This window comes from Sphingobium indicum BiD32 (assembly GCF_000382885.1).
In the GTDB taxonomy this organism is placed as follows: Bacteria; Pseudomonadota; Alphaproteobacteria; order Sphingomonadales; family Sphingomonadaceae; genus Sphingobium; species Sphingobium japonicum_C.
The window spans coordinates 126,790-140,789 of record NZ_CAVK010000039.1; the positions used below are offsets into that span (position 1 = coordinate 126,790).

The 14,000-nt window shown below is 61.3% G+C and carries 11 protein-coding genes and 1 pseudogene; 7 read left to right on the forward strand and 5 right to left on the reverse strand.

Features of this window, described 5'->3' with window-relative positions:
• The first annotated feature begins 32 nt into the window (after positions 1 to 32).
• The 6 genes from EBBID32_RS23160 (at position 33) to EBBID32_RS04065 (ending at position 9,291) form a co-directional block, all read left to right on the forward strand.
• Positions 33 to 941: a LysR family transcriptional regulator gene (locus tag EBBID32_RS23160; RefSeq protein ID WP_006951034.1), complete on the forward strand. Its 909-nt coding sequence runs from the start codon at positions 33 to 35 to the stop codon at positions 939 to 941.
• A 302-nt stretch (positions 942 to 1,243) separates the two neighbouring features.
• Positions 1,244 to 2,029 carry an enoyl-CoA hydratase-related protein gene (locus EBBID32_RS04045; protein ID WP_006951036.1) on the forward strand — a complete coding sequence of 262 codons (786 nt, stop codon included), beginning with the start codon at positions 1,244 to 1,246 and terminating at the stop codon, positions 2,027 to 2,029.
• Positions 2,026 to 4,119, forward strand: coding sequence for an acetate--CoA ligase family protein (locus EBBID32_RS04050; protein WP_006951039.1), 2,094 nt, complete (start codon positions 2,026 to 2,028; stop codon positions 4,117 to 4,119). The genes EBBID32_RS04045 and EBBID32_RS04050 overlap by 4 nt, the downstream gene beginning before the upstream one ends.
• Positions 4,120 to 4,178: 59 nt before the next feature.
• Positions 4,179 to 6,647 carry a TonB-dependent receptor gene (locus EBBID32_RS04055; RefSeq protein ID WP_006951043.1) on the forward strand — a complete coding sequence of 823 codons (2,469 nt, stop codon included), beginning with the start codon at positions 4,179 to 4,181 and terminating at the stop codon, positions 6,645 to 6,647.
• Between the two features lie 105 nt (positions 6,648 to 6,752).
• A complete protein-coding gene (locus EBBID32_RS04060; RefSeq protein WP_006951045.1) occupies positions 6,753 to 7,853 on the forward strand; it encodes an NAD(P)-dependent alcohol dehydrogenase in 1,101 nt (366 codons plus the stop codon).
• A gap of 13 nt (positions 7,854 to 7,866) precedes the next feature.
• Positions 7,867 to 9,291 (forward strand): aldehyde dehydrogenase family protein, encoded by a 1,425-nt coding sequence (locus EBBID32_RS04065; RefSeq protein WP_037488607.1) that lies wholly within the window; start codon positions 7,867 to 7,869, stop codon positions 9,289 to 9,291.
• 33 nt (positions 9,292 to 9,324) lie between these two features.
• Here the strand turns inward: EBBID32_RS04065 and rutA are convergent, their stop codons facing one another.
• The 5 genes and pseudogenes from rutA to EBBID32_RS04090 form a co-directional block, all read right to left on the reverse strand.
• The gene (gene rutA, locus EBBID32_RS04070) at positions 9,325 to 10,404 is read right to left on the reverse strand and encodes a pyrimidine utilization protein A (RefSeq protein WP_006951047.1); all 1,080 of its coding nucleotides are present in this window, start codon (positions 10,402 to 10,404) and stop codon (positions 9,325 to 9,327) included.
• Positions 10,405 to 10,409: 5 nt separating this feature from the next.
• Positions 10,410 to 11,192 carry a pyrimidine utilization protein D gene (rutD, locus tag EBBID32_RS04075; RefSeq protein WP_006951049.1) on the reverse strand — a complete coding sequence of 261 codons (783 nt, stop codon included), beginning with the start codon at positions 11,190 to 11,192 and terminating at the stop codon, positions 10,410 to 10,412.
• Positions 11,185 to 11,568: a pyrimidine utilization protein C gene (gene rutC, locus EBBID32_RS04080; RefSeq protein WP_006951051.1), complete on the reverse strand. Its 384-nt coding sequence runs from the start codon at positions 11,566 to 11,568 to the stop codon at positions 11,185 to 11,187. Before rutC ends, rutD begins: the two co-directional genes overlap by 8 nt.
• Complete coding sequence (gene rutB, locus EBBID32_RS04085) at positions 11,568 to 12,326, reverse strand: pyrimidine utilization protein B (protein WP_006951053.1); 759 nt, start codon at positions 12,324 to 12,326, stop codon at positions 11,568 to 11,570. The genes rutC and rutB overlap by 1 nt, the downstream gene beginning before the upstream one ends.
• Positions 12,327 to 12,388: 62 nt before the next feature.
• A pseudogene (locus EBBID32_RS04090) lies at positions 12,389 to 12,529 on the reverse strand (LysR family transcriptional regulator); the annotation flags it as partial.
• Positions 12,530 to 12,694: 165 nt separating this feature from the next.
• Between EBBID32_RS04090 and EBBID32_RS04095 the strand changes: the two are divergent.
• Positions 12,695 to 13,720, forward strand: coding sequence for an IS110 family transposase (locus EBBID32_RS04095; protein ID WP_006951057.1), 1,026 nt, complete (start codon positions 12,695 to 12,697; stop codon positions 13,718 to 13,720).
• The last annotated feature ends 280 nt before the right edge of the window (positions 13,721 to 14,000 follow it).

Genomic DNA, 14,000 nt, shown 5'->3' on the forward strand with positions numbered 1-14,000 from the left:
TGACGGCGCGCAGTCAAAAGGGGAGAGAGTCGATGAACGATCTCGACATCCGGCTGGTTCGGTGTTTCGTTGCGGTTGCCAATGAACGCTCCTTCACGCGCGCGGCCGAACGGCTGCGGATTGCACAGCCATGGCTCTCGGTCCAGATCCGGCGGCTGGAAGAGCATCTTGGTTTTCAGTTGTTCGACCGCAACCGCACCCGCGCCGTCATCGTTTCGCCAGAGGCTGAGTCCTTCCTGCCGGTCGCCCAGGACTATCTGGTGGCGGCAGAGCGCGCGGCCGCAAGTGCCCGGCGCATCCGCGATCAGGCGGCGGTCTATCTCAATCTCGGCGCGCCCGACTTTTCGGCGGACATGCCGACGCGAACTGCGATTATCGACGGCTTTCTGGCCCGACATCCCCGCTATGAGATCGAGATCCATAATGCCTGGACGGTGGAGTTGCTCAAGCGTCTGGGCGAGGGCGAAATCGACATGGCCTTCACGGTTGGTCCGCATGTCGATCCGCATAGTGAGGCGCTCGTGCTCGGTCGCTATCGGCTGGGGCTGCTCGTTCCGATGGAGCGCGTCAGAACGGCGCGGCAGCCCCTGACCCTGTCCGCATTTGCGGGGGAGAAGGTTGCGATCTTTCGTCGCAACGTCAATCCGGCCTTCCATGATTCCGTGGCACCGATCCTGGAAACCGCAGGCATATCCCTGACCTATCTGCCAGAATCGAGCCTGACGGCCATGCTGCAATTCGGCCAGCGGACGGGCATAGCCGTGCTGATCGGCGAATGGCAGCGCGATGTCCCGCACATGCCTGACAATTTCTCCGTCCTTGCGCTCGACGAGCCTTCGCTGTCGTTCAACCTCAACCTTGTCCGCCGCACAGGCGACCGGCGGCCCGCCGTGACCGCGTTGTGGAATTTCGCTGCCCAGTCACTGCGCGTTGCGGCTTGATAGCGATTTCTTATCAAGAAGCTTTCTATCCATATTAGACAGGAACGGCTCGGCTGCCCTAGCGTCGCATAATGAGAAGAGCCGATCCGCATGGCGGACAGCAACGGCCAAATAGAATTGGGAGAGCATATATGAAAGCAACGCTGCACTGATTTGCCGCCACGCTGCGGCCTGCCCCGACCCCGACATATAATCCGCCAGCTTTGCTGGAAGCGCCTTCTCGCCCCGTCGCGGTGAGAGGGGATGCATCGGCGCGTCTGGCCCAGTCCTGACCCTTCGGCCTGATCCTTCGGAGTGCCCTTATGTCTCATGAAGCCGACGTCGTCCTGCTGGAACGCGTCGATGACCATATTGCCGTCGTGACGCTGAACCGTCCCGAAAAGCGCCACGCGGTCAATGGTGCGGTCGCGCGGCGGCTGGACGCCATCGTCAAGGAAACCGAAGCGGACCCTTCGGTCCGGGTGGTGGTGCTGACATCGAGCGGCGGGCCGACTTTTTGCGCGGGCGCCGATCTTGCCGAAGTCGCCGCCGGATGCGCGGCGGATCTGAATACGCCCGATGGCGGCTTTGGCGGGTTCGTCGAATCAAAACGCGACAAGCCGTGGATCGTTGCGGTGCGCGGCAGCGCGCTGGGCGGTGGTCTGGAATTTTCGCTGGCCTGCGACCTGCGCATTGTCGGCGAGAATACGGTGCTTGGCCTGCCGGAAGTGAAGCGCGGGCTGATTGCCGGCGCGGGCGGCATTTATCGTCTGCCGCGCCAGATACCCCGCGCCATCGCACTGGAGATGATCGCTGTGGGCGAACCGGTGGATGCGGCGCGAGCCTACGCGCTCGGTCTGGTCAATGCGGTCGTGCCGGACGGCGACGTACTCAAGACGGCATTGGACTATGCCCGCAAGATTGCCGCCAACGCCCCGCTGTCGGTGCGCGAAAGCCTGAAAATCGCGCGGGCCACGCAGGAGGTGACCGAGGCAGAGTCGATCCTGGCCATGCAGGCGGCGGTCGACCTGCTGATGCGGTCGGAGGATTTCAGGGAAGGGCCGCGCGCTTTCGTCGAGAAGCGCGCGCCGCAATGGAGCGGTCGGTGAATCATAATCTCCATATATTCTTCCAGCCGCGATCGGTGGTGCTGGTCGGGGCGACCGACAAATCGGCCTGGTCACAGCTGATCCACGGCAATTTCGGTGCGATGGGCTATGACGGCCAGGTTTGGCTGGTCAACAAGCGCGGCACCCCTGCGCATGGGCGCGCCGCGGTGACATCCTGCCGCGATCTGCCTGCCGTGCCGGATATCGCCTATATTTTTGTCCCGACCGACGCAGTGCGCGAAGCCCTTGAAGATGTCGCTGAAGCCGGCATCCGCCATGCGCTGATCCTCTCGTCGGGTTATGCCGAGGCAGGGCCGGACGGGACCCAAAAGCAGGACGGGCTGATTGCCTATGCCCGCGACAAGGGCGTGACGTTGCTGGGTCCCAACAGCCTGGGCTTCATCAACTATGTGCATGATATTCCGGTTTCGCCCTTTCCCGTGGGCAAAGAGTATCTGAGGGGGCATCTCGCCATTGTCTCGCAGAGCGGGGCGACCACCAATGTCATCGCGAATTTCGCGCAGCAGCAGGGCATTGGCCTCAGCTATGCGATTGCGACCGGTAATGAGGCCGATCTCGATACCGCACGGGTGATCGACTATCTGGCGCAGGACGAGGCCACACGGGTCATTGCCGTGTTCGCCGAGACGATCAAGGATCCTGCCGCGTTCCGCACTGCCGCGCGCAAGGCGGCGGCAGCGGGCAAGCCTCTCATCATCCTCAAGGTCGGACGCACGGAACTCGCCAGCCAGCTTGCACAGGCGCATACCGGGTCGGTCACGGGCGATGATCGCATCTTCGACGCCGTTTGTGCGCAGGACAATATCATCCGCGTCACCTCGATCGAGGAACTGGTGGTGACAGCGGGGGTGCTGGCACACACGGGACCAATCGAGGGCGGCGTCGCGATCATCTCCATCTCTGGCGGTGCGTGCGAAGTCATTGCCGACACGGCCGATCTGGCGGGCCTTGCACTGCCGCCCTTTGCGGAAGCGACGCGCGCAACATTGCAGGCGGTGATCGCGGACTATGGCGCGATCTTCAATCCGCTTGACGTGACGGGCGCTGCGGTGCGGGATCCCTCGCTTTTTGAACGCATATTGACCATTCTCGCCGCCGATCCGGCGATCGGGCTGACGGCTTGCGTCTATGACCTGCCACGCGACGGCGGGGATTTTGTCGATCGGACGGCTCTGACCTGCATCGGCGCCGGGCTGGCAGCGTCGAAAACGCCCGGCATCATGATCAATCAGGCCATCAGGCCAGTGAGCGCCTTTTCGCGCAACCTGATGGCGGAGCTGGGCATACCAGCTGTTACCGGGGGGCTGGACCTTGCGGTCCGGGCGCTTGCTGCCGCGCAACGCTGGTCGGAACGGCGCGTCAGGAAAGGCAAAGCCGATACCGGCCTTTCCAGGCAAGCGGCAATCACATCCGCAAGACCGGCATCCGAATATGAAACTCTCATCTATCTTCAAGGTCAGGGCGCGCCGGTCATACAGGTTGAACGCGCCCCAACAGCGGACGAGGCGGTCGAGGCATGGCGGGCCATTGGGGGGCCGGTCGTGCTCAAGATCGCTTCGTCCGCCATCCAGCACAAAAGCGATATTGGCGGCGTCAGACTGAATCTGGATAGCGAGGTGGCCATTCGGGACGCCTTTGCCGCGATCATGACCGCTGCGCGGGCCGCCTATCCGGATGCGCCGATCGATGGATGTCTGGTGGCGCCGATGCGGCCGGTCGGCATCGAACTGTTCGTGGGAATCGCGCAGTCCCCCTGGGGGCCGGTGATCGTCGCGGGCCTTGGCGGCGTGTGGATCGAACTGCTCGCCGACACCAGCCTGCGCCTGTTGCCAATCGACGAAACAGAAGCTCGCGCGATGCTCGACGAGTTGCGCGCCCGGCGCATCCTCGACGGCTATCGCGGCGCGCCGGCGGCGGATCTGGGCGCGGTGGCGGAAGCGATGTGCAAGATCGGCAATGCCGCGCTGGCGCTTGGCCCTGACCTTGTCACGCTGGAGATCAATCCGCTGCTGGCGCGGGGCGACGAGGTCGAGGCGCTGGATGCGCTTGCAGTGTGGCGAGACGGGTAATCCACCCTGCATCATTTTGCGCTGACTGCGCGATAACAACATCAAGGAGGGGAAAAAAGATGAACAATATAATCTCAAATCTCAAATTCGCGGGCAGTGCATTGGCGCTGGCGGGTGTGCTGGCCAGCCCGGTAGCAGCGAACGACGTCGATGGCATTGCAGCCGATCAATCCCAGGGAGGCCTTCAGGACATCGTCGTGACGGCGCGCAAGCGCTCCGAAAGCGTGCAGGACGTACCCGTCGCCGTGACGGCCCTTTCGGCCGAGCAGATTGCCCAGAAGGATCTCACCAGCCTGGAGAAGGTCGCCGCATCGACGCCGAATTTCTCGGTCGGGCGAGCCTCCAACGGTTCGGGCGCGACCCTGACCCTGCGCGGCATCGGATCATCGGCAACCTCGATCGGCATCGAACAGTCGGTCGCCGTGGTGGTCGATGGCGTCTATTACGGACAAGGTCGCGTGATCAATGAAGGCTTTTTCGATCTTGCAAGGCTGGAGATATTGAAAGGCCCGCAGGCTCTGTTTTTCGGCAAGAACGCGACCGCCGGCGTAGTTTCGATCACGACGGCCGATCCTACACCGGACTGGGAATTTACCGCCCGCACGGCTTATGAGTTGCGCTCTGAACAAGCCCAGGTCGAAGCAATTGCATCGGGTCCACTGTCCGACACGCTGGGCATTCGCGTGGCGGTGCGCGGATCGAAAATGTGGGGTGGCTATTTCAGGAATGTCGCTGACCCGGTGACGCTCAATACACTGGACATTGCCACCGGCACGCTGACGCCCCATACCGCCCTGCCCGCGCCCCGCGACCAGCCGGGCGAAAAGGAACTGCTTGGCCGCCTCACCCTGAAATGGACGCCCGATGAGCGGCTGACCGCGACGCTCAAGCTTTCCGGCACCCGAAGCGAGACGAACAATTCGTCCTGGAACTATGTCCCCTATAATTGCGCCACCGGTTCCAGCTCGCTGAACCCGGCCGTCCCCTGCAAGGCGGGTTTCGTCACGCACCAGAATGCAATTCCTGCTGATATCGCCAAGGATCTGCCCTTCGCAAAGGACGACGGATCGCTCTATAATCGATACCGCTCGTTCGCGGTGACGGGCGCGATCAACTATGAACTTGACGACGTCACTATAACGTCCGTCACAAACTATCAGGAAAACAAGAATAGCTGGTCCTGCGCCTGCGATTTCCAGTCAAGCAATCGCGGCACCTGGGCAACCGAGAATGCGACGTGGCGCGCTGTCTCGTCCGAACTTCGCGCACTCACGAGCTATGATGGGTCGGTCAACCTGATGGTCGGCGGACTATATCAAAAGACCAAGCGGGTATTCGACCAATGGGTCCTGACGGCGGGGACGACCGGTTTTGCGGTCGAAAACTCGTTGGCAGCGCCGGAAAACCGCTACGTCACCTTCCAGAAGAATAGCGAGACCAAAGGCGAAACGCTGGCCGGTTTCGGGCAGGTGATGTGGAAGCTGGTGGATACGCTGGAGGCAACCGGCGGCGTCCGATATACCCACGAGACCAAGGACAGCTATTTCGTCCAACCCTATGTGAATGCCGCCTTTGCGGGCGTGTTCGTTCCGAACATCTTTGCCAGAGCGGACCAGAGCTTCAACAACTGGTCGCCCGAAGCAACGCTGACCTGGAAACCGCAACAAGGCCTCATGGTCTATGCCGCCTACAAGACGGCATATAAATCGGGCGGCTTTTCCAACAGCGGCATCTACAGCGCCTTCTCGCCCAATCCGATCGAGGATTTCACTTTCAAGCCGGAAAAGGCCAAGGGAATCGAAATCGGCGTAAAGACGACGCTTCTCGACAACCAGCTTCGTTTCAACCTGGGCCTCTACAGTTTCAAATTCACCGATCTTCAGGTCGATTTCTTCAATTCGCAAATCTTCGCCTTCCAGACCTATAATGCAGGCGCGGCACGATCGAAGGGCATCGAGGTCGAGTTTGAATATGCGCCGCGCGCGATCGACGGCCTTTCGATCCAGGGCTCGGTCAATTACAACAGGGCGACGTACAAGAACTTCATCGCACCCTGCTTTTCAGGCCAGAAAAGTAGCGAGGGATGTAATTTGCCAACAGCTGGCAATAATCCTCTGGGGGGTGCCCCGTTCCAGGATCTGAGCGGCAAGCCGACGGCGAACGCCCCGCAATGGACGGCCTCGCTTGGGACGCGATATGAAACCCCTATCGGATCGAACCTGAAGTTCGGGCTTTCAGCCGATGCGCGCTATAGCGACAGCTATATCGTATCGGGTTTCGGCAATCCCTATTCGCGGATCGCCTCCTATGTTCAGGTCGATGCCGGGGTTCGTATCGGCAGCGAAGATGATCGTTGGGAAGTCGCCCTGATCGGCAAAAATCTGACAAACCGCTTCTATGTATCGGGTATGGCGGACGGCCCCAGCACCGGCAGCGGCACCGGCACGGCGGGCGGCGTCCATGCAGACGTAATCGGCTTTGCGGCGCTGCCGCGTACGGTGCAAATTCAGTTCACCGGCAAGTTCTGAATTATTGCAGGGGGCAGGCCAGCCACACGTGGCCTGCCCCTCCCTACCGCGCAGGACGGTAGGATAGCCACACGGTGAATAGTCCAGGGATATGAGGAAAAGCGCGTGGAAATAGCAGCAGCGGTTGTCCGTAACGCCGGGGGGCGGTTCACACTGGAAACGGTTCAGATCGATCAGCCCAGGGATGATGAAATCCTGGTCCGCATTGTCGGCGTGGGCCTGTGTCACACCGACCTTGTCGCACGCGACCAGTCGGTTCCTTATCCGCTGCCGGCGGTGCTTGGCCATGAAGGGTCGGGTGTCGTGGAGCGCACAGGACCGCTGGTCACCAAGGTCGCGCCCGGTGATCATGTCGTCCTGACCTTTGCGTCCTGCGGTCAGTGCGCGCCTTGCCGGGACGGCCGCCCCGCTTATTGCCAGGAGTTCGCCGCGCGCAATTTCGCAGGTATTCGTGCTGCCGGCGGCTCTACACTACGCGGCCATGACGGTGGTAACCTTTGCGGCTGCTTTTTCGGCCAATCCTCCTTTGCCGACTATGCCATGGCCAGCGAACGCAATGTCGTGAAGATTGCACAGGACGTTCCGCTCGACATCATGGGACCGCTCGGTTGCAGTATCCAGACCGGCGCGGGAGCGGTACTGAATGCGCTTCGGCCTGTGCCGGGTAGCAGCATCGCCGTGTTCGGCGCAGGTTCCGTCGGCATGGCTGCGATACTTGCTGCCCGCGTGGCTGGCTGCGCCCATATCATCGCTGTCGATCTGAATCAGACCCGTCTCGACTTGGCGCTGGACCTTGGCGCGACCCACGCCATTTGCGCAGCCGACACAGACCCGGTTGCCGCAATCCGCGCCCTGACCAATGATGAGGGCGTCGCCTACGCGATCGAATGTACCGGTGTTCCAAAGGTCGTTCGCCAGGCTGTGGAGTGTGTACGGGTTACCGGCACATGCGGTCTGGTCGGCACCGCGCCGATGGGCGCTGAAACGTCGCTGGACATCAACAGTCTCGTGCTCGGCCGGACGCTCAGAGGCATAGTGGAGGGCGACAGTCTGCCCGATCTTTTCATTCCACAGCTCATTGCCTTGTGGCGCCAGGGGCACTTTCCATTCGACCGCTTGATCACTTTCTACAGGCTGGATGACATCAACAAGGCGGTTGAAGACGTTGGGCAGGGTCATGTGTTGAAGCCGGTTCTTTTGCCATAACGGGGTAATGAATATGGATTTTGCCAGCGACTTCACGATGACGATTAATGGCCGGGCAGCATGGGCGACCGAAACGCTTGCCGTGGTCAATCCGGCTACCGAAGCGGTGATCGCCCATGTCCCCGATATTGCGAGTGTGCAACTGGATGAAGCCGTCACCGCCGCCCGTCAGGCCTTTGGCGACTGGAAAGATGTGGGTATTGCCAAAAGACAGGCGCTGCTGCGCGCGCTGGGTGACCGGCTGGCGGACCATGCCGACGAATTTGCATTGCTGCTGACCCGTGAACAGGGAAAGCCGCTTGCTGATGCGGCGATGGAAATCGGCACCGGCATCTATTGGCTTCAGGAGATGGCCGGACAGGCGCTGGAGCCGGACATTCTTTCGGATGCACCTGAACGGCGGGTCGAACTGCGGCATGTCCCGATCGGCGTTGTCGCAGCCATTGCGCCGTGGAATTTCCCGGTGGGGCTGGCCATATGGAAAATCGCGCCCTCCCTGCTCGCTGGCAATGTGATGCTGCTCAAGCCTTCACCCTTCACCCCGCTGACCAGCCTGAAACTCGGCGAGTTGGCGCGGGAGATTTTGCCGCCCGGCGTCCTGAATGTCGTCAGCGGCAGTGATAGGCTGGGGCCATGGATTACTGAGCATCCGGGCATCGACAAGATCGCCTTCACCGGTTCGACCGCCACGGGCAAGGCCGTCATGCGCAGCGCAGCGGGCAATCTGAAGCGAGTCACGCTGGAACTCGGCGGTAATGATCCGGCCATCGTCCTGCCCGATGCAGATGTGGAGGCGGTGATTCCCCGGCTGTTTTGGGCGGCGTTCGCCAATGCCGGGCAAATCTGCATCGCGTCCAAGCGCATCTATGTCCATGAAAGCCTCTATGATCGTTTCGCGACAGCCATGGTCGACTACGCCAAGTCGGTGAAGATCGGCGACGGCACGGAACAGGGTGTCCAGATCGGCCCGATCCAGAACCGCCCGCAATTTGACCGTGTCCGCGCCTTGCTCGCCGACGCGCGATCAGCGGGGACACGCTTCCTGCTGGGCGGCGACGTGCCGGAAGGACAGGGATATTTCATCCCCATCGCCATCGCCGACAATCCCGACGAGAAAAGCCGGGTGGTGGCAGAGGAAGCCTTTGGGCCGGTGCTGCCGCTGCTGAAGTTCAGCAATGTGGATGAGGTGGTCGCGCGGGCGAATGACAGCCCCTATGGACTGGCGGCGTCGGTCTGGGGCACGAACCTTGATGCCGCGCAGGCGGTGGCGGACCGGATCGAAGCGGGGACAGTCTGGATCAATACGGTTCAGGACCTTGGGCCAGGCCAGCCCTTTGGCGGGCACAAGCAGTCGGGACTGGGGGTGGAAAATGGCCGGGAAGGGTTGCTGGAATATTGCAATCCGCAAGTCATCGTCCGCTGCGCCGCACCTACCTGACGGCATTCGCGGGCACCGGGGGCTGAGGATGGCTTATTCGTCTCGATCGCCTATCGGGCTGCGGCTCTTCATCAGCGGCTGGATGCGGGTGCCAAATGCCTCCACGCCCTCCAGGAAATCGTCGAAGGTCAGTAATACCCCGCCGGTGTTCGGCACCTGAGCCATCTCGTCCAACATGCGCGCCACATTTTCGTAGCTGCCGACCAGCGTGCCCATGTTGATGTTCACGGCCCCTTCCGGCGCGGCGAGCTGGCGCACATTGGTGTCGGTGTTGACGGTATCCTTGGCCCCCTGATCGGCCAGCCATGCGATGGCTTCCAGATCGACACCGTCATTATAGCTGCGCCATTTGGCCATGGCTTCCTCGTCCGTTTCGGCGGCGATCACCATCACCAGCACGAATACTGACACGTCGCGGTGCGTCTGGGCCGTGAACCTGGCAAGGCGGTCATTGTTGAAAGCGAAGGCGGTCGGCGTGTTGACACCCTTGCCGAGGCAGAAGGCATAGTCCGCCCACTTCGCCGAGAAAGCCAGACCCGCGTCGGACGAACCCGCGCAGATGATCTTCATGTCTGCTTGCGGTTGGGGACGGACGAAGCAGTCCTCCATCTGATAATATGTGCCCTTGAAGTCGGAGCGCCCCGTCTCCCACAGTTCGCGCAATATGCGGGCATATTCATCAAGCACGTCGTAGCGGTTGCGGAAATGCTCGTCGCCCGGCCAAAGGCCCATCTGCGTATATTCGGGCGGTTGCCAGCCCGTGATCAGATTGAGTCCGAAACGGCCATGGCTGATACTGTCGATGGTGTTGCACATGCGCGCCGCGAAGGCGGGCGGGATGATCAGCGTGGGACAGGTGGCGAAGATCTTGATCTTTTCCGTCACCGCCGCAAGCCCCGCCATCAGCGTGAAGCTTTCTAGGCCATATTCCCAGAACTGCGTCTTGCCGCCAAAGCCGCGCAGCTTGATCATCGAAAGCAGGAAATCCAGACCGTACTTCTCGGCGCGCCGGGCGATCTCCTTGTTGAGATAGAAGCTTGGCAGATATTGCGGGGCGTTCTCGCTGATCAGCCAGCCATTATTGTTGATGGGAACGAAAACGCCGACCTGCATGGACTTTACCTCCTGAGATATTCGATAACGAGGCGATTGAAAGCGTCCGGGTCCGTCACGTTGCAGGCGTGGCCGCCCCAGTCGAAGGTGGCGATTTTGGCGTGGCCGACGGGTGCGGCGAGATCGAGCGCGGTGGCGAAGGGCACGAGGAAGTCGTCGCGGGTGGCAATGACGAGCAAGTTATCAAGCGCCGCCAGCCCTGCCGGATCGGGCGCATAGGCCTGCACGGCAGCGATGCGCCTGGCGGTGGTCTCGACGCCGGGGAAAGCCGCCAGATGGTGGGCGAGGTCAGCCGTCAGTTCGCCATCACGGGTCGCAATCCAGTCGGGTGGATAGAGGAACAGCGGCTGCGCTTCGAGAAAGGCACGCTCGCCCGCGCCATGCAGCAGCGCGAGGCGTGCGGTGAAACAGCGCCTTGTGTGCGGCGATAGCGATCGCCAGCCGTTGATGACCACCAGCCGGTCGACCCGTCCCGTGCGGATGGCGGTTTCGATGCCAATCGCGCCGCCCAGCGCATGGCCGATGACATGCGCACGCTCGATGCCCAGAGCATCCCATAGCAAGGTTACGTCGCTCGCCATGTCCTCGACCGTTATGGCTTCGGGAAGCGCGCGATTGCTGCGACCAGTGCCGCGATGGTCGTAGGCGATGACCCGGAAATGCTCAGCGAGCGCTGGGATGTTCGGCGCCCAGTAGCCCGCCGAGCCACCAAGGCCGCTGGACAGGATCAGCGGCGGCGCGTCCGCGCTCCCGTACGTTTCATAGTAAAGACCTGCGGCCTCAGCCAAGATGAGCGACCGAGGCGATCTCGACGAGACAGTCTGGCTTTACCAGTTCGCATTTGATGCAATAGCGCGCAGGCTTGTCGCCCGGAAAATATTCGGCATAGACCATATTGAAAGCCGCATAGTCATTAAGGTCCTTGAGGAAGATATGGTTCATGGCGATGTCCGCCATGGTGCCGCCTGCTGCCTCAACCGTGATCTTGATGACCTCCAGCACATGGCGCGTCTGCGCGGCGGCATCGCCCACATGCAGCACAGTGCCGCCCTCGCCCAGCGCCAGCACACCTGACACATAGATCGTGTTGCCCGCCCTGGCCCCGGCCGAATAGGGTGCGATGGGCGTTGGGAATTGCGGCGGATTGATCGGCTCAAAAGGCATTAATGATCCTTTGGTGGAAGCTGCCCGACAGCGGTACGGAAATCGGCGACATTGCTGACCCAGCCGAAGAATTTTTCGACATTATAGAGGCTGGCCTCACATATGAAGTCCGGTCCCAGATGATGCACCGCATCCTCCAGCAGCACGCCGAAATATTCGAGATGGAACCCGTCGCGCAGGGTGGATTCGACACAGACATTGGTGGCGATGCCGGTGAAGATCAGCGTGCGGATGCCGCGCGCGCGCAGCACGGAATCGAGCTGCGAGTTGAAGAAGGCCGAATAGCGCGGCTTATGGACGCGCAGGTCGTCCTGTTGCACATTCAAGCTGTCGACAAGATCATAGTCCCAGCCGCCCCGCGCCAGGAACTTCCCGGCAAGCTCCGGCCGCGCCCGCATGGTCTTGAGCGCATTGGATTTGTGCCAGTTGGGCGAGAGCGGGGTGCCTGCCTCCACATAGCCCGAATCCCAGCCATTCTGCAGGAACACCACCGGCATGCCCACTGCGCGCGCCGCATCGACGACTTGGGCGATCTTTGGAATGACGCTGGCCGCCGGGCCGACATCGAAACCAGCTTCGTCCACATAACCGCCCTTGCTGGCATAGGCGTTCTGCATGTCGACAATGATGACCGCCGTGGTTGCCGCATCAAGCCGGATCGCTTCAGGTCGCGCCGACAGCACCACCGAGGGGCCGGAACGTAAAGGGGCGGGATCGATGATGGCTTGGCTCACCGATGCAGGATTGAGCAGGCGCATCCGATCGTCAAGCGGGGTTCACCCTGTTCGTCCGACAGAGGCATGATTTGATCAGATGCCGGTCACGCACCGCGATAGCGCAGCGCATCGACCATGATCGCGAAGGCCGGCAGGGCGTGCCTGCGGCTCGGATAATAGAGATGATATCCGGGAAACGGCTCGCACCAATCCTCGAGCACCCGGATCAACCGCCCTTCGCGGATATGCTTAAGGGCGTAATCTTCCGGCATATCTTGCGATTACATAGAGTAATCGCGGGGTTGGGAACACCGGCGCGATCAGCGTTGCGTTGGAAGGGTGGTTGCCCCCCGATAGGATGAAAAACGGGCTCACGATTGACACCGGTCCCAGCATCACGGGAGACAACCATGGGACAGTTTATCGGCATCGACGTGTCTTTAAAAGAGAGTTTTATCTCGGTGCGCCAAGGTGGCCAGCGGATTTGGCGCGGCCCATGCCCATCTGATCCCAAGCTGATAGCGGAGATCATCCGCAAACGTGCGCCGAACGCGGAACGTGTCGTGTTTGAAACCGGACCGCTGTCAGTCTGGTTCTACCACGCGCTGAAGCAGGAAGGCTTGCCCGCGATCTGCATTGATGCGCGCCATGCCAAGGCGGCGCTCGATATGGCGCGGAACAAGACCGATGCGAATGATGCAGACGGCCTGGCGCATCTTGCCGAGGTCGGCTTTTACCGCGCAGTGCGCGTGAAGAGCTTCGATAGCATGCAGACCCGCACGCTGGTTGCAACGCGCAATCAGCTGGTCAAGATGACGACCCAGCTGTCAAACCAGATTCGCGGTCTGATGAAGACGTTTGGCTTGGTCGTTCCCAAAGGCGCCGGGCGCGTGTTCGAGGGTCATGTACGCAGTTTGCTGGCGAGCAACGCCGGGCTTGAGCAGATCATCCTGCCGGTGCTCGAGGCTTGGCGAAGCATCCGCGCCCGTACTGCCGAATTGAGCAAGCAGCTTATTGCCTCCGCGCGCGTGAGCGAGCAATGCCAGCTGCTTTCGTCGATTCCAGGCGTCGGTGTGGTGACCGCCTCTTCCTTCGTTGCGGCAATCGAGGACCCTGAAAACTTCCGGAAGTCGCGTTCGGTCGGTGCCTGGGTCGGATTGACGACCAGGCGCTACCAGTCAGGCGAAGTTGATTACGACGGTCATATATCCCGGCGCGGCGACAACCATCTGCGCGGACTGCTGTACGAAGCGGCGACCGTAATCCTCACGCGCACCACGGCGGATAGCGCGCTGCGTATCTGGGGGCTGAAGCTCAAAGAGAAGATCGGCTTCAAACGAGCCGCCGTCGCGGTCGCGCGCAAACTCGCCATGATCATGCATACCATGCTTCGAACGGGTGAGCTGTTCGACCGTTCGATCCCTGCCGAGGCCTGACATGAACAACATGACAGCAAGGACCGCTATGCGCTGAACTCAACTTCCCTATCGTTTGCGTCCATGCCGTGGACGCGTCGATCCGTCCCTGTCGGGACGCGGACAGGATCATTCCGCTTTGTGGGCTGCGCTTGCCACTATTCTGGTAGCAAAGTGCGTTAATTACATTGGAAGATCCGTCCCACGAAGACCTATCCTGCGGCGGGTATATCTCGACCGCGTAAACGACCCTGTACCCGACAAACGGTATTACCGGCGCGACTGAAGCGTCCCGGGTTTT